The following is a 20,069-nucleotide window of genomic DNA, read 5'->3' on the forward strand; positions in this document are numbered from 1 at the left end:
TGGAGGGTATGCCGACTGATCCCTCCCTCGAAATTCAGATTCTATCCGATTTTGAGGACATTGTATTTTCAATTGGATACCCGAAATTAGAAATTCTGTATACGAGTCGATCGATCCAAACTTTGACAGGTTATGACAGCCAGTATTTTTTAGAAAATAAAACATCCTGGCAGAAATTCATTTATAAGGAAGATCGAAACTTAATCAAACATGCGTTAATTGCAATCCAAAACAATCAAAAATTTCGACTCCGCTTAAGAATCATAACAAAAAATCAAAACATCAAGTACATTGAATGCCGAGGTAGATTGATTCATAATCAATCAAATGGTTCGTACAGAATTGATGGGATTGTTACTGACATTTCTGACTTACTTCCTCTTTATCATTTATTTCAAGATGAATCCGTTGATATCAAACATTTGTTAATTGAAAACAATATGATTTTTAATGGATCACAAGATTCCATGTTTTTAATCGAAGTAAAAGATGATGATCAATATGTGATCCGTAGGATTAACTTAGCTTATGAAAGATCCACGGGAATCAAACTATCAATGATCCAAGGAAAAACTCCTATAGAGTTATTGGGTGAAGAACTTGGTGGAACAGTAATCAATAATTTCAAAAAGGCGATCCAATCTAAAAAAACTATCTCTTATGAAGAAAGTTTCACAATGCCCGCTGGAACAAAAATTTGGATTACGGAACTGACTCCTATTGAAGTAGAGGGCAAATATAAATACATTGTCGGTGCAAGTAAGGATATCACCGAACAAAAATTAGCCGAAAATGCACTTAAAGAATATAATGAACGATATGCTTTGATTTTGGAAGCTAGCTCTGATGGTTGGTTTGATTGGGACTTAGTAAACAATACAGTGATTTATTCCAGACGATGGTGGTTAGAATTTGGAAACGATGAAAAACCAGAAAATGTTCCCATTGATTACTGGCAAAGTTTAATCCATCCAGATGATGTTGGATGGGTCAGTGAATTTTTAGAAACTATTTTAGCCTCACAACGTGAAACCTTTGAATTTACGTTCCAGATGAAAAAAAGAAAAGGTAATTTTGCACATGTATTGTCAAAATGTTACATCCAAAGGGATGCCTCGGGCAACAAAATTCGTTTACTTGGTTCAAATACAGATTTAACTGAAACAAAAAAAATCGAGTATACCCTTCGTTATGCAAAAGAATTAGCAGAAGCCGCAAACATTGCAAAGGGAAACTTTTTAGCAAATATGAGTCACGAAATTCGGACTCCATTAAATGGCATCATTGGATTCACCGAACTTTTATTAAACTCTCCTTTACAAGAAGAACAAAAAGAATATTTGAAAAACATTTTCTTTTCAGGAAAAAGTTTATTAGAATTGGTGAATCAAATCTTAGACTTCTCTAAGATCGATTCTGGAAAACTTGAATTTGAATCGATTAACACTAATTTAATTGATTTGGTGCAATCAACCTTAGATTTGTTTCAAGTATCAGCGGCATCCAAAGGAATCGCATTACATATACAAATTGATCCAAATCTGCCAAAATATGTTTCGCTCGATCCACTTAGGATCAGACAGATTCTATCAAATTTAATCGGGAATGCCATTAAGTTCACCCATGAAGGATCCGTAAAAGTCTCTTTACAACAAATGGAGCGTAACGGTGATTATGTGACAATTTCATTTGAGGTATCTGATACTGGAATTGGTATTGATATGAATGTAGGTTCTAGGCTATTCGATTCTTTTTCTCAAGCAGATACTTCGATCACGAGAAAGTACGGTGGATCAGGACTTGGGCTCACGATCACAAATGAACTATTATTAAAAATGAATTCTAAATTGACGATCCAAAGTGAACTAGGAAAGGGAAGCCAGTTTAGTTTTCCTTTGACACTGGAAGTCAAATCATCAGGCGAAAATGCATCTTCTATTTTTGATGATAAACCTACTCAGAACCTCGAAACTAACTTAGTGCAAATTCCTGAGATCCAATCAGACATTCTCATCGTTGAAGATAATGATTTGAATCGAAAACTTTTGACGAAACTGTTACAAAAAAAATATCCGAATTTAAAGTTACGTTATGCGATTGATGGAATAGAAGCACTTGCGCAATTCCAATTTAAAGTTCCAGATTTGATCATAATGGATTTGCAAATGCCGATTATGGATGGATACACAGCAACCATTGAAATTCGAAGATTGGAAACCAATTCAAATAAAAAAACACCAATTGTCGCTTTGACAGCTGGTGCTTTTTATGCTGTAAAGGATTCTGCGATGGAATCGGGAATGGACGATTTTTTAACCAAACCCATTTCCGCATCCCATCTGTATGCGACTGTAGAAAAGTGGCTTCGGTTAGGCCGCGTGTAGTAGATATTCAAAAGCGCTGATTGCCGCCTTTGCCCCTTCTCCCATTGCAATGATAATTTGTTTGTAAGGTGTATTTGTCACATCCCCACAAGCAAAGATTCCATCCACATTGGTTTTACACTTTTCATCGACCAAAATTTCTCCAAACCGATTCGTTGCCACTAAGTCTTTCACAAAACTACTGTTTGGTACAAGACCGATCTGAACAAACACTCCATCCAATGGAATCGTTGATACTTGTTCTGTATTTCGATCCTTGTAGGTAAGCCCTGTGACTTTATCTACACCTGTTTGAATTTCAGTGGTTTGCGCTTTGACCAAAGTTTTGATGTTTGGAGAACTTGCCACCTTATCCAATAACACCTTGTCTGCGTTTAATTTATCACCAAACTCAACTAAAGTGACAGATTTCACAATTCCACTTAAATCTAAAGCTGCTTCCACTCCCGAGTTTCCTCCACCGATCACAGCCACATCTTTGTCTTTAAAAAATGGACCATCACAGTGAGGGCAATAAGCAACGCCCTTTCCAACGAACTCCTTTTCACCTGGAACATTGAGTTCTCTCCATTTTGCGCCAGTAGACAAAATCACAGTTTTGGAAAGGATTTTCTCACCAGTGTTCAAGTGAATGATTTTTGTTTGTCCTTGTTCTATTTTTTGAACCCGAACATTTTCTTTCTTTTTGATTTGGTTTTTTTCAAGTTGGTCAGCCAAGACATGGATCAATTCAGGCCCAGTTGTATATGGAATTGAGATAATATTTTCGATACCCAAAGTATCTTTTACTTGTCCACCCAATCGATCGGCAATCACTAGAGTTCTAAGTCCTTTTCTTGCGGCATAAACGGCTGCAGTCACTCCAGATGGACCACCACCAATGACAGTGACATCATAAATTTCAGAAGGATTCGCCAAACCATCGCTAGATTCTGACTCAGAGGGAATTGTATATAATTCCAAAAGTTTATCAAAAATGATCGATGCTTCTGCTTTTCCACTTAAAAAACGTTCTCCGTTCAAATATACAGCAGGAACACCTTGGATATTTTTTTCTTTCACCAATTCAGGATACATCGCTCCGTCGATCATGTTGTGGGAGATGTTGGGATTCACCAAAGCAAAGCTGTTTAGAGTTTGCACAACCTCAGGGCAATTATGGCAATCAAGGGAAATAAATGTTTCAAACCGAAACTCACCTTTCAATTTGGAAACCGCAGAAAGAATCCCTTCTTCCAATTTGATCGGATTACCTCCGGATTGTAAAATCGCTAGTATGAAGGAAGTAAATTCATGTCCCATGGGAATTCCTGAGAAATGGATTCCAGTAGGATTTCCGTTTGATATAATCGTGAATCGTAGTCCATCAGTGACATCACTTGAGTGTTGGATTGATATCATTGGACTCAATGATTCGATATCATTGAGAAAGGAAACTAACTCTTCCCTTTTTTCATGGTCACCAGAATACAATGTAATGCTGACTGGATTTTTAATCCTTTCAAAGTATTGTTTTACTTGTTGTTTGGTTGATTCATCTAACATAACTTCCTCCTAGTTTTAGGCGGGCTAGGCCCGCCTAATTTTGTTTAGATTTTTCCTACCAAGTCAAGACCAGGTTTTAACGTTGTGTTACCTGGTTTCCACTTCGCAGGGCATACTTCTCCGTCGTTATTGGCAACGTACTGAGCCGCTTGGACTTTTCTCACTAACTCTTCAGCAGATCTTCCGATTCCAAGGTCATGGATTTCAGCAGTTTTGATCACACCTTCTGGGTTTACGACAAAAGTTCCTCGTAGTGCTTGGCCATCATCTTCGATCATGACTCCAAATCCTCTTGTGATTTTTCCTGATGCATCACCAAGCATTGGGAATTTGATTTTTTTGATGGTATCACTTGCTTCGTGCCATGCTTTGTGAACGAAGTGAGTGTCTGTAGATACAGAATACACTTCCACTCCCATCTTTTGAAGTTCTTCGTAATGATCTGCTACATCACCAAGTTCAGTGGGGCAAACAAAGGTAAAGTCTGCTGGATAAAATACGAAAACAGACCACTTTCCGAGTACGTCCTTTTTGCTGATTTTTTTAAAAGCACCGTTATGGAAAGCTTCTGTTGTGAAGTCAGGGATTTGTGTGTTGATATTGGACATTGAATATCCTCCTTTTCTTGTTAAGAAGAATATAACCCATATCGCGTCATTTGTAAAATAAATGTTATAAATGATATGATTTATAAAAGCTATGACTACATCTTATGTCATTAATCCTGTCCGATGGAAACTCCGATCACTTTGAATTTTTCCTTTTTATGGTATTCCTTTGGAATCACATTGAGTATTAAATTGGAAAGTTTATTTAAGATTTTTGTTTTATAAAATCCTTTTTTGTAAACCATACTAATTTCACGTGCAGGTTCCGGTGATTGGAATGGTACAATCCGTTCGGAAACTTTATCCACTGCCAGTTTGGGAAGTAATGTGACCCCAATTCCCATATCCACCATACGTTTTAAGGTTTCCACGCTCCCACTTTCTATTTTTGCCAAAGCATTTCGATTGCATATTTTTAATGATTGGTGCCGAAAACAATGTTCTTCGCCCAAAACAAGTAAGGGATACTTCTCAATATGTTTCATCGAGACAGAGGTAGATTTTTCTTTCGCATCCTTTGGATAGTAGACAACAAATGGTTCATAATAGAGTGGGAGTTCGACGACATTTGATATTTTGAGAGGAGTTGCAAGAATTCCCAAATCAATTTCCTCCGATTCTAATTTTTCAATGATTGTTAAAGTAGGAAGTTCTGAAATACGAAAGTTCACTTTTGGAAATTCCGATTGCAATTTTTTATAGATTGATGGAATCAAATAATTGCTGACAGTAGGGATGATTCCTAATGAAATATTGCCAGCAGGTTCATCTTTCCATTGGCCGGCGATTTCAAATAATTTGTCCGCTTCTTTAAGTGTTGATTTTGCTTGTTCGACAACTTCTTTACCGAGTTTTGTCGTGATGATCGGATTTTTTCTTCGATCAAATAAATCAAATCCAAGTTCTTGTTCTACTTTTTGAATTTGTAGACTTAATGTTGGCTGAGCAACTAAGCAGTGTTCGGCGGCTTTAGCAAAACTTTTAAACTGATCCAAAGCAACAATATATCGAAGTTGAGTAATTGTCATAAAATTTCCTTAAAAAACCGATCCTTAGGCAACTCGAATCTAAATTCAACTTGCAATCCCTTCCGACTTCACTATCATTAGCGGATAGCGATGAGAATTCTCTCATTTTTTTTCCCCATTTTTTTCTCTACGATCTTCTCCCTCGTAGCTGAACCTGTGTCCATCAGCGCAAACTCCGTCGTGACCCTATCTGAAAATTGGACATTTACGACAAATGGAGTCACAAATCCAATCCAAGTGGGGAAAGGACTCTCCTTACAAGGGATCCTTCCACCTGTCGAAGGGTATTATGAAACTCAATTCATTTACAAACCGAGCAACAAACCTCTTGGTATTTATTTAGACCGTGTCCAAGAGGTTGATACCTTTATCGTCAATGGAATCAGACTCGGGCAAACTGGAAGCGTGACAAATGATGGAACTTATTTGCCCAATTGGTATTACAAACGTCTCTACTACATTCCCAATCATGTATTAAAAGAAAATTCCACCAACCAATTAAAAATTGAAATTCATTTTCGTAACAAAACTTTTCAAGGAGGGCTATTCCGCCGAGTTCCCATTATGGGAAATTATGACAAATTACATGAACAGATCTTAATTGAAGATGGTCGTGATTTCTGTTTTATCATGTTATTTTTTGGGATTGGGGCATATCAAATTTTCTCCATTCTCTTAAAAAGACAGGCGAAAACTAATTTTTATCTATTGTTGTCTACATTAATATTCGTTATGTGGAGATTACCTCTTTTAAACATAAGTTATACATACACTGATTTTACTTTTTTCTTTTGGTTAAAGGTTTTTTTCACATCACAAACGTTACTACCAGTTTCTATATTTTTATTCAGCTACTCTCTTTTTCAAAACAAACTTTCCTTAAAAGAAAGACTTTTGGTTTTATTTTTGATAACCATAGCATTTGTCCAAACTTGGAATATAGAACTCCCAACAAGAATTTTATTATTACGAATTTGGGAATTTTCTCTCTTATTTATAGTATTTTTTATCTTAAGAGCTGTCATTAGAGCCGCGCGAGCAAAAAGAACGGAAGCTTACTTTTTATCAATTGGATTTATCTGTATCTGTTTCGGAGCAACTTTCGATATCATCATTGATGTGACATCTGGTAAAAATATTTACCTTACTCAATATGGATTTTTGATCTTAATGATTTTATCGGGAGTTGCGATCTCTTATCGAAATGCAAAAAACGAAACTGAACTTTCGATATTAACCAAAGATTTAGAAATTCGTGTCCGAGAGAGAACAATCGAACTCAGAGAAAAAAATCAAGATTTGGAACAGGACTTATTTTTTGCATCGCAGCTACAAAGTTACCTATTACCAAAAAATCATCCGAATACAAAAGGAATACGGATTCACACCACCTATCTACCAATGAGACAAGTTGGTGGTGATTTGTATGATTGGGTTGAGTTAGATGAAAATCGATTGATCCTCTTGATTGCTGACGTTGCCGGACATGGTGTTCCTGCTGCTTTTGTTTCTTCAATGGTGAAAGTACAATTTCGAGAATCAACCAAATCAATTCATTCACCGAAACTGATTTTAGAACACATGAACCAAGCACTCACTTCCCTCGTGAGTCGATATTTTATTACCGCCTGTTGCGCCTTAGTTGACACAAAAGAAAATACGATTATTTTTTCTACTGCAGGACACCCAAACCCAATCATTTTCAACAAAATTCAGAAACGATTTGAATTTATGAAGATTAAGGGTCCGATCATTGGATGGAAAGAATCGTTCACATTTGTGGAATGGAAACACCAAATGCAAAAAGGCGATCGTTATTTCTTTTTTACTGATGGAGTTACGGAAGCTCGCGCGGAAAATAAATTGTTCGGCGAAGGCAAAATTCTTGATTTATTAGAGAAAGGTAAAGACAAAGACATCAAATCATTATCCCAAGAAATTGTAGTTCAAATCACTAAGTATTCTGAAGCAGAATTAAAAGATGATGTTACATTTTTCTTTGTTGATATAATTTAAGTTAGTATATGGAACCAACACCTTATTCAGTATTGATCATCGAAGATGAGTATCCTGCTCGTATGCTGATGATGGACTATGTTTTGAATTGTCCTGAATTAAAACTTGCTGGTATTGCAGAAAGTGGTGACAAAGCCAATACGCTGATCAACGAGAAAAAATTCGATTTAGTTTTTATGGACATCAATCTTCCCGTTGTCAATGGGATGGATATTCTAAGGTCTAACCATTCGAAATCTACTTTTTTTATCATCACAACAGCATACAGCGAACATGCCGTAGAAGCATTTGATTTGGATGCAACAGATTACCTCTTAAAACCATTTTCATTTGAAAGATTTCGAAAATCAGTAGAAAAGGCGCTTCGCTTTTTGCAAGAATCTAAACAAAACAACTCAAATGAAAATCTAAACAAAATTCATTTGAAAATCCAATCAGATTCTGCAGTTTTTTTATTACCGTATCCAGACATCCAATTCATTTCCGCAAATAACAAAAGTTGCGTGATCCATACTACTCAAAAAGATTACGAAACACCAAAATTATTGAAAGAAATTGAAGAAAAATTGCCTACAAACCAATTCGTTCGAATTCACAAAGGATTTTTAGTGAACTTAAGTTATGTGGCAAGCCTCCGGTATGACAAGGGTGGATCCTATACAATCCAATTAAAAAATGAGGATGAAACCACTCTCCCCGTGGGACGATCCTATGCTCAGTCCCTAAAAGAAGCACTCAAACTCTAAATTTTCCGATTCACTCCCCTATAGGTAGCGTTCATTCCCAATCAAGTAGGGAACATAGAATCTACGAATTATTCCATTGACGTTCCGATCCTAAATGGGAAACCAAGAAGTACGGAGTTACCTTGTGAAAAAAAATATTTTTTTGATTTTAATAATCGTATTATCGATGTTTGTTTCAAATTGCGCTTCATCCTCAGTTGGAATCGCAACTAGCAATAAACCGATACCAAATACTCCTTACGAAACAATCAAAACTGTAGATAAAACCTTTACTTGGTATACATTCGATATCATTTTATTTGGGGTACCTATCTCCGAACCACCTGTAGCCAATTTGTATGAAAAACTGTTAGAAGAAGAATCTGGTGACGCACTTGTGAACATCCGTTACTGGAACGATAAATCAATTTTTGGACCAATCACTAGGTATCGTTTTAATATCAAAGGTGATTTGGTAAAATTTTCAAATTCACCAGTTCAAACAAAGTCCAAAAAGTAATCAGAGAAATTGATGATGAATTTTAATAAAATAACATTGGTTTGTGTTTTGATCGGAATACTCAGCTTAGTTGGGTGCATCGGTTCACATGTTCCAAAAGAAATACATTTATACGATTCGGCAACTGTCGTCAGATCTACAGATTATAAAGTATTAGGAAAAGGTACAGGGCAAGATTCAGCATTTTATCTACTCGGTATGTTTCCAGTCACAAAAGCACCTAATGTTGAACTAGCGATGAGTCAAATTCTCGAAAAATATCCAACGGGCAAAACTCTCATCAATATTAAAATCCAAGTGGAAGACAAAGCATACTTCCCATTAGGACTCGTTACCGTTGTGAATGTCACGGCAGATGTTGTTGGCCAACCAGAAGAAACAATACCAACAAATCAAAAGGAAAACAAATGAAAATTCAGATTGGAATTCTCTTATTTTCCATTCTATTGCTTATCAATTGTGGTTCAGGTGTGGACCGCGTGGAAACAAACGATGCACAAAGCCAAGTGTATGCAGCCGCAAAATTTGCATCTGATAAATGCGGGAATCCACTTCCTAATCCGCCATTAGTCATCGTTAACAAACCAATCCAAAGAAATTTGGATCTTTGTACAATTGCTATCACTCGTACGGAGTGTCCCTTTTTAGGTTACCCACTTGTTTGTACTCTTATTTATCTCGAAGAAGAGACGGGAGATATTCCTTGGTATTTAAACTTCAATGAAATCAGTAAAATTCAAATTAAATAAATCTATTGTCTTCGGAATTCTTTTACTCTTTTTAGGGTATCCTGTTTTTGCTGTTAGTATCAAGGCAAAACTGATCAATCCAAAAAAGGAAGTTGCCGAAAAAAACCTATCGGTTCTCATTTTTGAAACCAAAAAGTTTGCTCAAACGGATGCAGAAGGAAATGTGACGTTAGACTTTCCGGCCTCTGGAGAATACACCTTACGTCTATTACGTGACACAGGTATCCAAGAAATTAAAATTTCTGTGGGTAGTGAAGATGAATCGAGAACCATTTATACTGAAAAAAAAGCATCAGCACCAAAAGCAGGAATTGTTGTAGAAGGGGAAAGGGAAAAGACTGTCTCATCCAGAACAAAGGTACGTTACGAAGAGATCAAACGGATGCCAGGAACTTTTGGGGAAGCACTGAGAGCATTAGAAACTTTACCTGGTGTAATTCCCAATATCGGTTTTGGTGGTGGCGCCAATGGAATCATTGTTCGTGGTGCCAATCCAAATGCAAATACATACTTATACGATGACTTACCAATCCTTTATCCTTTCCATTTGGATGGACTGACATCTGTCATTCATAACGATTTAATCAAATCAATGGATTTGTACTCCGGTGCCTATCCAGCTAATTTTAATAATGCGACTGGTGGTATCATCGAAATTGAAACCGTAGATTCGGTTCAAAAAACGAAAGGAGCTTTCCAAGTATCTCTATGGAGTACAACTGCATATACAGCAACACCAACATCTGGTGGAAAAGGATATTTGGCAATTGCTGGAAAACTTGGATATTTAGATAAAACTTTGGGTGCAAGTGGATTATTACCGGAAGGAATTCGTTTACCAAGGTATAATGATTCCCAAATCAAATATGTTCACAATTTTACTCCAGAACATCAGATATCATTTTATAACCTAACGGCACAAGATAACTTTGCCATCAATATTCCGAATAAACCAGCAAACGATCCAACCTCATCTCAGCTGGCATTATTAGGTGGAGCAAAAGCGAGTTTTGGACAAAGTTTTAGAACAACGGCTCTTCGTTATACTTGGATTCCTGGGGACAAATTTCAAAATCGAATCACATTGATCAATTTTGATCCAATTGGTGAATACAACGTGGGTGTAGGTTCTATTCAAGGAAAACAATACCAACGTGGAAGTTATGTGGGAGTAAGACAAGATGCCTATTGGACAGCGACTAAATTTTTAAAGGTAGATTTTGGGACAGAGGTTCGTAGGTTTTCATTCCGCGATTATGGAACAGAAGTTGCGTTAAGAGATCCTACAAATCCTTCTCCAAACCCTTACAATTCAGCTAACCCTGATTTTATAGGAAGACCGATTAGTATCCAAGGAAATTCACCATATTACAATGCTTATACAACCTTACATTTTAAATACGGTAATTTTTTATTCGAGCCAGGAGCTAGGTATGACTACGTTCAAGTCACAGGAAATGGTGCTTTGACTCCAAGAGCAACTGCTTCGTATACCTTACCTGATGTTGGGAAGGGTATGACCATTTATGGAAGTGGTGGAGACGTTTCAAGATTTCCTTTGACAACAAATTTTAATGCGGAAACAGGTAACCCTGATTTACGATTTGAACGTGCAAGAAAAGTGAGTGCTGGGATTGATCAAAAAATTGACCAAGTTTGGCAAGTGAAAGCAGAGTTCTTTAAAAATGAATTCACAGACACGATCATAGATGATCCTTATGTTTCCACACCTGTAGGATTAAATCCAGATAAATCCTTATGGTTAACGCAACCAATTGTAGCCAATCGACCACTCAATTATTCGAACCGAGCAAGCGGTTGGTCCCATGGATACGAATTGTTAATCCGTAAAAACGCAAGGCCAGGCACGAGAGATTGGTTTGGATGGATTTCCTATACTTGGTCCCAATCATTTCAAAACACAAATTTATACCAAGTATATGAAGGGGATACAACACAAGTTGGTGGAATCGAACGAAAAATTTTAGCCGCTTACTTTCCTAATTCAGTCGAACAATTAGCTCCTTGGGATAGAACTCATGTTGCCAATGTCATATATGGCTGGAGAGTGAACGAAGGTTACCAGATAGGTGGTCGATGGAGTTATTTAACTTCTGTTCCATCTAGACCAATCATAGGAGATGATGGCGGTAGGTTTTCCAATCCATTAAATGGTTTAACATATTGGAATCCACAGTATTCAAACAATCCATATACATCAGATTATGGATATGTCAAAAGAGGAACCGACTTTCATCGGTTAGATGTTCGATTCGACATTTTTGAAAACTATTCTTGGGGTTACTTAAACTGGTATTTGGAAATTGTAAACGTTTATATGAGAAAAAACAAAAACGGATATGATTTTGATAACTCAAAACCTTTTTCGGCAACAAACCCAAGAGAAAACGATACATTTGGTACGTTAGAATTACCTGGTGGAACTGTGATTCCGTTTTTTAACGTAGGTATGGAGGTACATTTCTAATGAAATATTTACCTTTTATATTTCTGATTTCTATTTTTTTCTATTGTTCTGAAGGTAAAAAGTATGAAGACTCATACAAAGAGACTTTGTTACTCCAATACCTGGCCACTCCCAACGCACCCCAAGCAACATGTGAAACGATGATCACAAATAAGGATCTCTGTTTCCAAGCTTATTACACTTCTGTGGGAGGAAGTTTTACAGCGACAAGTGCAACTGTCAAAACACAAACTTGCCAAGGATTGATTACAAGCCCACTCTATAAAAATATGTCCGGCATTGCGCAAACCTGTTCATTCAATTGCCAATCAAGTGATTGGAAAACAAAAACGGATGTTGGAACTTGCGCACAATTAACGTTTACAGCTTTGATCGAAGCAAGCATTACGAGTCCGACTGCAATATCGTGTTTGCGATCTTGTTTTGCAACGACCAATAATCAAATTGCAAACGATCAAATTCCTTTGTATCTTTTATTTAATATCATTCAAGACGGAGATTAGAATGCAAGAATATGTTGAAATAGGTGAAGAACTAGTTTTTATTGCAATGGGCATAGCAAGTGTTATCGCCTTAGCTGTGTTTGCTGAAAGACTTATTTACTACAAAAAGACTTTAGGTAAAAAAAACGAAGACTATTTATCTGAAGTAAGAAACTCGCTCCAAGAAGAACCTGAAATTCATTGGAAAACGGACGCTGGCGAAGAATCAATTTATAACCGATTCATTCAATTTGCTCTAAAACAATTAAAACTTGGGCGTAAAGGTCTAGATGAAAGTTTAGATGGTCAGATACTTTCTGAAAAATTGGAATTGGAAAAACGCCTACCGATCCTAAACACATTGGGAAACAACGCACCATTCATTGGTCTATTAGGAACAGTCCTTGGTGTGATCAAAGCTTTTTATGGTCTTGGAACATTAGGTAGTTCGGGAGCAGAAGTGGTGATGCGTTCTATTTCTACTGCCCTACTTGCGACTGCCGCTGGTCTTGCCGTTGCGATTCCTGTTGTTATGGCGAACAATTACTTTTCTAGAAAGTCAAAAGTGATTTTACAAAACTTAGAAATTTTGAAAAAAGAACTACTCTCTTACCAAATGAATAAGACAAAGGTATAATTATGGCTGGAGCATCAGGATCACAAGACGAAGAAATTGGAAGTATCAATATCACTCCCATGGTGGATGTGATTTTAGTACTTCTTGTAATCTTTATGGTTACTGCAAATTTTCTTAAAAAAGAAAGTTTAAACATCAATTTACCAAAGGTTCAAGCAGCTGATCCAAACGTTGCTGAATCTGTTCAGGTAGCAATTACAAAAACTGGCACAATCCTTTTAGAAGGAAAAGATACCGATGTAACTGGACTTGTTCGGAATCTTGAGAGAGAAGCAAAAATTAGACCAAACATGCGTTTAACGCTATCTGCTGACGAAAGTTTACCTTATGGAAAAATTACGGAGCTGATGGGAATCATCCGAAAAGCCGGAGTGACAAAAATTGCCCTCAGTGTAAAAAAATGAATCGGCTCCTTGAACTATTGGTTCAATTCAAAACTTCGATCAAACAAAATAGAGAACGTGTTTTTCATATTTGTTTGGTAGCAAGTTTATTCGTCCACACAGCAACGTATGCTGGATATCGCATCAGCCAATTGCGAGGCGAAGAAGTTGTCGAAGAATCAACTTTTGAAGACGTTGATGTAAGCTTTGAAGAAATTCCTCCAGAGTTAATTGGTGGTACATCTTCGCCAGCTCCGATCGAAAAACAAGAATGGGTTGAGGGAAGTAACAAAGATAAGGCGGATGAACCTGACAATTCCGACATCAACCCAAATCAATTATCCGGAAACGGAACGGATAAAGATGGTTATTTATTTTCTTTTAATGGAGATAAAATGCCAACTGCGATCATCGATTTTGATTTAAAAGAATATTTTCCTCCACAAGCCAAGTCTGCCAACATAATGGAAAAACAAGTGATTTTACTTGTGCAAGTGAATGAAGATGGAAGTTTACAATCTGCTAAAGTTGTTTCTGGACGAGTCGGATACGGTTTTGAAGAAGCAGCTTTAAAATTAATCAAACGGGTTCGTTTTAGTCCAGGATATGTGCAAGGCCAACCCAAAAAGATGGCTCATCGCCTTCCAATCACGTTCTCTCTCGAAGATTAAACATGGGAGTTGCAATAAGCAGATTTTTAGAAAAACCATATCTATCAATCTGCTTATTATTTTTAATTACTTCAGTTTCAATCACATCTTATGTTTATTCCATTCTAAAACCAAAAGACAATTCCATTTCAGAGTATTATTTATCTGAGAATGCAGATTATTTTGTTGGTGATATTCCAGCGGATGATTCAGGTAAAATTGACTTTCAAAGAATGCACAAAGTTTATTGGTTATCAACTTCTGGTTGGATCAATGATGAAGAATTTAAACGCATTACAGACTCAGAATACATTTGGTTAAGATCAAAGGCATTTTCCGAATTAGAAAACGAAGAATTACATTTTTTATTAGAACATGCAGGTTTAAACATTGAAATCTTTAATGAATTTGGAGATTCCATCTTTAAATACGGTGAATTTTCTGACCCGAAATATTTACCGAATATCTTCCAATCCAAATTTTCATGGGTTAAAATCCCGAAAGACAAATCAGAATACTACTATTTACGTTTATTCCATAAAAAAGGTATTTTGTTTTCCATTACCATAATCGAGAATTTAATCGGAAAACAAACGGCATTGTATCGTGAGATAGCATTAAAAAATTTAACCACAATCTTTTTCCATTCTTTCTTTATGATGATTGGAATCATATGTGCTTTGGTTTATTTTATCGAATACAAAAAACAGTATAATATACTTTTAGATTTTTCTTCATTCTCACTTTGTTTTGGAATATTAGGCTTAACATCGAACGAATTCATTCGATACTTATTTACAAATACTCAAACCTTATACGTATTATCTATCATTTCATCTAATTTTGTTTTTATACCAATGTTATCTGGTGTTCGAAGATTGTTTGGAAGTGGATCTTTTCGAATATTAGATTTTTTAATTTATATAGATGTTTTTATTTGTTCCATAACAACCCTCTTAGTCTTTTCACTTCCTTTCTCCGATATTTCACATTCATTTCTCATAAGCACTCGTAGTTTTTTTATCATCTTCAATTTATTAAATATTTTAGGTCCAATTTTTATCACTTATGAAGCATGGAAAAGAGGAAACAAGGAAGCTTTTGGCCATTTTATAGGATTTAGCATAACATTATTGTTAGTGATTTTGGAAATCTTTTTAGCCATCAAATACAATGATACATCACCTTCAGGAATCGTATTTTGGGGAGTTTTATTTGGTGTGATTTCTCAAGGATTTGCTCTAGAAAGAACTTTGTTTGCCGATCGCCAAAAAGCTCTCCTTTATAAAGAAGATTTATTAAAAGCTGAAAAAACATTAAAAGAAAGCCAACTCAAAACTCTTCAAACAAAAATGAATCCTCATTATTTGTTTAATTCGTTAAATACTATTCACGCTCTTCATAAAATAAAACCAGAATTGATTGGCGATGCGATTATGAGCCTTGCGAATAACTATCGTTTTATATCAGATAGAACAGACCGCGATTGGATTCCATTTGAAGAAGAGTGGAACTTTTTAGAAGACTACTTACATCTCCAGAAACTTAGATTTTACGATACAATTCAAATTGATTTTAAAAAATCTGGTGATTTTTCTTCGGTCGTATTACCACCATTACTCTTACAACCCATCATTGAAAATTCATTTAAGCATGGATTCCGAGGATCCTCAGAAGTCCAATTCCAACTCTTCATCCATGCCAAAATGATCAAAGACTCCGTGTTCAGTTTTGTTGTATATGATAATGGCACAGGAATTCCGGATGAATTATTATCCGATAAACAAAAATTGATGAGTCGATCTTTAGGGAATATAAAAGAAAGATTAAAAAACTTATATTCAGAATTTCATTTTGAAATCACGAGAAACTATCCGGAAGGTACTAGATCAGAAATTGAAATTATCTTAACATCTAAGGTGCAGATAACTTCCTAAGTTCAGTAGCCAGTGCATTGGCAGAAACTCCACCTGGAAATGTTTTGATTGTATTTAGTTTTTCATCCAAAACATAAATAAAATTTGAATGATCAATTCGGTAAGATTTCCCTTCTCCTACTTTTTCTCTGACAATTCCAAACATACTAGTGAGTGCTTCCAAACTTTCTACATTGGGTGAAAGAGCAGTCAAATTTTTACTTGGAAAGTTTTGTACGTATTTATCTAAAGTTGAAGGTGAATCTCTTTCGGGATCTAACGTAATAAAAACAAATCGATAGTCTTTCGCTTTTTCTCCTAAAATCAATGATGCCCTTCCAAAATTCGTTAAGGCAAGTGGACACATATCTGGACAATGGGAAAATCCAAAGTACAATACCGATTTTTTCTCTTTCCAAAATTTTGGATCTAAACTCTCGCCATTGGGGAGAACAAATCCTAACCTGCTCCAAACTTCTTGGTTTATCTCTGATTTGGATTGACACCCAAATAAACAAAAGATTTGAAAAATTAAATATAGGAAACTAATTTTGATTAAACGGCTACGATCCAACCCATTCCTCCATTTTCTGCCATATGAGTTTGATGGGGATGAAACATATATCTCCCTTTCTTCTTTAATACAAACTCAATGACCACTCGTTCCGTTTGACCAATCGTTACCACATCTGAATGCCCGTCTGGGATAGTGGTTCCTAAACTACGGATGATATCAAAGGTTTGTGCATGTAGATGGAATGTCATCACAGGTTCCCTTTCCATCATGTTTTGGATATAAAACCGAACTCGCTCTCCAACAGGCACTTTCATTGGATATCGATCATATATTCCTGCAATTCCATTCCAAGTATAAAAATCGTTTTTCCCTTGGCCTTTTGTTTCCCAACCCGAAAAGGTTAGAACAAATTCATGAGCTGGTTTTCGCTTGATAGGAGGATCAACTAAAAGTGCACCATACAATCCTTTGGCGGTGTGAACCATAAGTGGTGGAACATGACAATGATAAGGATGTAAACCGACTGGACCTGCTTCAATTTCATATGTACGTTCTCCAAACGCAGGGATTGGCTCCCATCCATCTTCCATTGGATCATGAGTTCCATGAAAATGTAAAGAATGTGGATCGGGACTTGAATTTTTTACATGGATTCTAAGTTTATCACCCAAATTTGCTCGCAATATTGGACCCGGTACGACTCCATCAAATGTCCAAGCTTGGTAATTGACATTGTGTGCAATGTTCACACTCAACGGAAACAGATTTAAACTAAAATCTTTTACTCTATTCTTAGTATTACTATAATTAGGTGGAAAATAGAATCTTTCCGTATATTCTTCTTTAATAAAAAATGGTGGATGCGCCATACTTCCATATGTATTTGTACCTCTTAAACTTCCACCTGCTCCAATTGAATTTTGGTAGTTGTCACTCACTGTGGGACTTGTTACAATCCCAAAGTTTGCGGAATTAGACGATGGATCAGTTGGTCCACAAATGTCATTGGATTTTTTTGTATTGAATCCTATGGAACCAAAGATTGATCCCACAAAACCCATCACACCAAATCCAATTGTTGTTAAAAAACTTTTCCGATCCATTTGATTACCTGAATTTAAATATGTGAAATTAAACTAAGAATCCAAACAACTAAAAACGCGGTAAGTCCACCACCCACTGCTATTTGTTTGAATTTTTTCTCATATTCCTTATCAATGATTAATAGGTAAACTGCAGGACCTACAACTGGGATCACCAAAATTACAAGTGACCAGATCACTTGTTTGGTGGTAGACATATCCTTATCCTTTGATAGTCCAAACAATGCCAATGGAGCCCAAACCATCGTTAAAACGAATGGTAAGTAGTAAGCATAAGATCCGATAAAGTAGGTCCAAAAACTTGGATTTGCAAAATTTGTTTCCATAATAAAACTCCTATTAAGTAATTGACGGTTCTGTAACCGCAGTCATCGCATAACCGGCATAAGCCAGAATTGTTAAAAATAGTAAAATACCACCAAATACGACGGTATTTCTAACCACTGGTGATACTTTCGATTCCTTTGAGAATAAATAGACCAAAGAACCAATAAATGGTAGAAGCAAAATCATCCAAAAGTATAAATCAACTTTTGATCCTTTCACCGAAAATCGATCCAAGATGGCAAGTCCTGTCCATGCGGCAAAGATGGCAAATGGCAGGAGGAATCCCATGATATGGAAGTACCAAGTTTTTAACGTACCAGGGAAATGAACTCTCCAACCAGAAGTGTACATCTTGTTTGTTTCTGTTTCAAAATCTTTTTTGTCAAGTTTAGGAAGTTCAGCGGATTCAATGAGTCCTTTGTACGAATCGAATACGTCATGTGCTGGTATAATTTTCGATTGAGCTTCCGTTGGCATATTCAATTGCGAACTTGGAATTGGTTGGTTTTTGTATGAACCCAAAACAAATTCTTTTAAATTTGCCTGAACAAACAATGCAAGGAGACCGATACTAGAAGACATATCACCTATATGAGGATATCGAATACCGGAACAAGATTGTAAGGATTCGAGAAAAGGAGGGCTCGATACTCCATAAGAATTACCTTCAAAACAATTCCCTACATTTACAGGTCCACTGAGAGCAATGTCCCCTCTACCAGAATGATACACTTTGTTGTTACGAACAATATTATTATTGGAAATCCAAATGTTCTCATCGATATTCATCGTCACAAGGATACCGTAATTATTGTGATTAAAAACTAAGTTGTCTTCTACAATATTTTCCAATGCACCAAGTAAGGCGATTCCATTTCCGATGGAAGGATATTCCAATTTTTTAGAAGGTGCGTTTGTATTATTGTTATCATAAACAATATTTTTTTTCACAACCATCTGTTTCTGTGGCGGTAACAATTCTCTATCTAATGTATTGGGGCCAATTCCTAATTGGTTTTTTCTCCAAATGGATGACAACAAGTAGATATTCCCGCTTGAATTGGTTCCAGAATATCCCAAGGCATTATTTTCCGAAATCACATCATGAATTATCGCATTACATGGATTACACTGACCTATATAAAAACCTGAATCAGGCGAACCGGATGCATAAGAATGTTCAATTAGTCCATCAACAGAATCAAAAGCATATACACCATAATCACCATTATTGTATGCTGTAATATAAGATCCGCGATAACCTTTCACACCAGTCCAATAGACTCCATTAAGTGTCGCATTTCTTGTTGTGATGTTTTCAACTGCTACTCCATCGGCTCCAACAACCATAATACCATTCCCTCTTAGGAATTCTCCATCGATGATGGTTAGATTACGATCTTCACCTCGAATGGTAATAGAAGGTGTTGTGACAGTCACTTCTTCTTTATAAATCCCTTTTGCAACTAATACCAAATCACCAGGGGATGCGGCATCCACTGCATTTTGAATGGTTTTGTATTGAGATGGAACCTTTCTTGTGATCCCAGTCCATTTTTTAGAGATTTTTGATTTTGCGGTGTTCGCCTGAGGGTTGTAAGACGCGTCTCCAATGACAGCAACACCTGTCATACCTATCTTTCCATCCGGAGAAGCATGAAAGGAACAAAAATAAGGGAACACACCTTCCTCTGGAAAAAACACATCCGTATGTGCCCCACGAAACATCGCTAAGTTGCCATATGTAGTTTCAGTTGACCAGTCCTTGTTAATGGAAATTGCATTGTGTGGGTTATTTCCCTCATTCACAAAACGAATTTTCCCACCTTTGTAGGTACGGATCACTGGTGGATGAAAAGCATTGTCCATCATTGTGACATGCACAAATGCCGAGTTAGCAGGGTCTTCTGAGTTGCAAAAATTCAAACCAAAGGTTAAGAACATTGCCAGAAAGATCCCTAAAAATATCTTTTTGGTATTTTCCATAGTTT

The 20,069-nt window shown here is 36.4% G+C and carries 19 protein-coding genes; 12 read left to right on the top strand and 7 right to left on the bottom strand.

Annotated features, from left to right (window positions below):
• Positions 1-8: 8 nt before the first annotated feature.
• Positions 9-2,384 (top strand): PAS domain-containing hybrid sensor histidine kinase/response regulator, encoded by a 2,376-nt coding sequence (locus LEPBI_RS14725; RefSeq protein ID WP_012389932.1) that lies wholly within the window; start codon positions 9-11, stop codon positions 2,382-2,384.
• On the opposite strand, the gene ahpF is transcribed toward LEPBI_RS14725, so the two are convergent.
• The 3 genes from ahpF to LEPBI_RS14740 all read right to left on the bottom strand — a co-directional run bounded on the left by ahpF (position 2,370) and on the right by LEPBI_RS14740 (position 5,565).
• Complete coding sequence (ahpF, locus tag LEPBI_RS14730) at positions 2,370-3,929, bottom strand: alkyl hydroperoxide reductase subunit F (protein ID WP_012389933.1); 1,560 nt, start codon at positions 3,927-3,929, stop codon at positions 2,370-2,372. The genes LEPBI_RS14725 and ahpF overlap by 15 nt on opposite strands.
• 44 nt (positions 3,930-3,973) lie before the next feature.
• Positions 3,974-4,537 (bottom strand): alkyl hydroperoxide reductase subunit C, encoded by a 564-nt coding sequence (ahpC, locus tag LEPBI_RS14735; protein ID WP_012389934.1) that lies wholly within the window; start codon positions 4,535-4,537, stop codon positions 3,974-3,976.
• A gap of 110 nt (positions 4,538-4,647) precedes the next feature.
• Positions 4,648-5,565 carry a hydrogen peroxide-inducible genes activator gene (locus tag LEPBI_RS14740; protein WP_012389935.1) on the bottom strand — a complete coding sequence of 306 codons (918 nt, stop codon included), beginning with the start codon at positions 5,563-5,565 and terminating at the stop codon, positions 4,648-4,650.
• Positions 5,566-5,655: 90 nt separating this feature from the next.
• Here LEPBI_RS14740 and LEPBI_RS14745 point away from each other — a divergent pair, with 90 nt between their 5' ends.
• From LEPBI_RS14745 to LEPBI_RS14795, 11 genes are all read left to right on the top strand, one after another.
• Positions 5,656-7,581 (top strand): PP2C family protein-serine/threonine phosphatase, encoded by a 1,926-nt coding sequence (locus LEPBI_RS14745; protein ID WP_012389936.1) that lies wholly within the window; start codon positions 5,656-5,658, stop codon positions 7,579-7,581.
• Positions 7,582-7,589: 8 nt separating this feature from the next.
• Entirely contained in the window at positions 7,590-8,327 is a 738-nt protein-coding gene (locus tag LEPBI_RS14750) for a LytR/AlgR family response regulator transcription factor (RefSeq protein ID WP_012389937.1), read from the top strand.
• A 124-nt stretch (positions 8,328-8,451) separates the two neighbouring features.
• Positions 8,452-8,826, top strand: coding sequence for an LIC20211 family lipoprotein (locus tag LEPBI_RS14755; protein ID WP_041770058.1), 375 nt, complete (start codon positions 8,452-8,454; stop codon positions 8,824-8,826).
• A 12-nt stretch (positions 8,827-8,838) separates the two neighbouring features.
• Positions 8,839-9,237 (top strand): hypothetical protein, encoded by a 399-nt coding sequence (locus LEPBI_RS14760; RefSeq protein ID WP_012476415.1) that lies wholly within the window; start codon positions 8,839-8,841, stop codon positions 9,235-9,237.
• On the top strand, positions 9,234-9,575 hold the full coding sequence (locus tag LEPBI_RS14765; RefSeq protein ID WP_012389940.1) for a hypothetical protein: 342 nt from the start codon (positions 9,234-9,236) through the stop codon (positions 9,573-9,575). The genes LEPBI_RS14760 and LEPBI_RS14765 overlap by 4 nt, the downstream gene beginning before the upstream one ends.
• Positions 9,547-12,063, top strand: coding sequence for a TonB-dependent receptor plug domain-containing protein (locus LEPBI_RS14770; RefSeq protein ID WP_012476416.1), 2,517 nt, complete (start codon positions 9,547-9,549; stop codon positions 12,061-12,063). The genes LEPBI_RS14765 and LEPBI_RS14770 overlap by 29 nt, the downstream gene beginning before the upstream one ends.
• Positions 12,063-12,566: a hypothetical protein gene (locus LEPBI_RS14775; protein WP_012389942.1), complete on the top strand. Its 504-nt coding sequence runs from the start codon at positions 12,063-12,065 to the stop codon at positions 12,564-12,566. The genes LEPBI_RS14770 and LEPBI_RS14775 overlap by 1 nt, the downstream gene beginning before the upstream one ends.
• A gap of 1 nt (position 12,567) precedes the next feature.
• Entirely contained in the window at positions 12,568-13,182 is a 615-nt protein-coding gene (locus LEPBI_RS14780; protein ID WP_012389943.1) for a MotA/TolQ/ExbB proton channel family protein, read from the top strand.
• A gap of 2 nt (positions 13,183-13,184) precedes the next feature.
• Positions 13,185-13,586, top strand: a complete 402-nt coding sequence (locus LEPBI_RS14785; RefSeq protein WP_012389944.1) for an ExbD/TolR family protein — start codon at positions 13,185-13,187, stop codon at positions 13,584-13,586.
• A complete protein-coding gene (locus LEPBI_RS14790; RefSeq protein ID WP_012389945.1) occupies positions 13,583-14,236 on the top strand; it encodes an energy transducer TonB in 654 nt (217 codons plus the stop codon). The genes LEPBI_RS14785 and LEPBI_RS14790 overlap by 4 nt, the downstream gene beginning before the upstream one ends.
• 2 nt (positions 14,237-14,238) lie before the next feature.
• Complete coding sequence (locus LEPBI_RS14795) at positions 14,239-16,152, top strand: sensor histidine kinase (protein WP_012389946.1); 1,914 nt, start codon at positions 14,239-14,241, stop codon at positions 16,150-16,152.
• Here the strand turns inward: LEPBI_RS14795 and LEPBI_RS14800 are convergent.
• The 4 genes from LEPBI_RS14800 to LEPBI_RS14815 are packed head-to-tail and all read right to left on the bottom strand — an operon-like array spanning position 16,130 to position 20,064.
• A complete protein-coding gene (locus tag LEPBI_RS14800) occupies positions 16,130-16,705 on the bottom strand; it encodes an SCO family protein (protein WP_012389947.1) in 576 nt (191 codons plus the stop codon). The two genes, LEPBI_RS14795 and LEPBI_RS14800, sit on opposite strands and share 23 nt — an antisense overlap.
• Positions 16,687-17,751 carry a multicopper oxidase domain-containing protein gene (locus tag LEPBI_RS14805; protein ID WP_012389948.1) on the bottom strand — a complete coding sequence of 355 codons (1,065 nt, stop codon included), beginning with the start codon at positions 17,749-17,751 and terminating at the stop codon, positions 16,687-16,689. The genes LEPBI_RS14800 and LEPBI_RS14805 overlap by 19 nt, the downstream gene beginning before the upstream one ends.
• A 14-nt stretch (positions 17,752-17,765) precedes the next feature.
• Positions 17,766-18,077 (bottom strand): PLDc N-terminal domain-containing protein, encoded by a 312-nt coding sequence (locus LEPBI_RS14810; RefSeq protein WP_012389949.1) that lies wholly within the window; start codon positions 18,075-18,077, stop codon positions 17,766-17,768.
• A 13-nt stretch (positions 18,078-18,090) separates the two neighbouring features.
• Complete coding sequence (locus tag LEPBI_RS14815; protein WP_012389950.1) at positions 18,091-20,064, bottom strand: right-handed parallel beta-helix repeat-containing protein; 1,974 nt, start codon at positions 20,062-20,064, stop codon at positions 18,091-18,093.
• Positions 20,065-20,069: the final 5 nt, after the last annotated feature.

The sequence above is a fragment of the Leptospira biflexa serovar Patoc strain 'Patoc 1 (Paris)' genome (assembly GCF_000017685.1).
Classification (GTDB): Bacteria; Spirochaetota; Leptospiria; order Leptospirales; family Leptospiraceae; genus Leptospira_A; species Leptospira_A biflexa.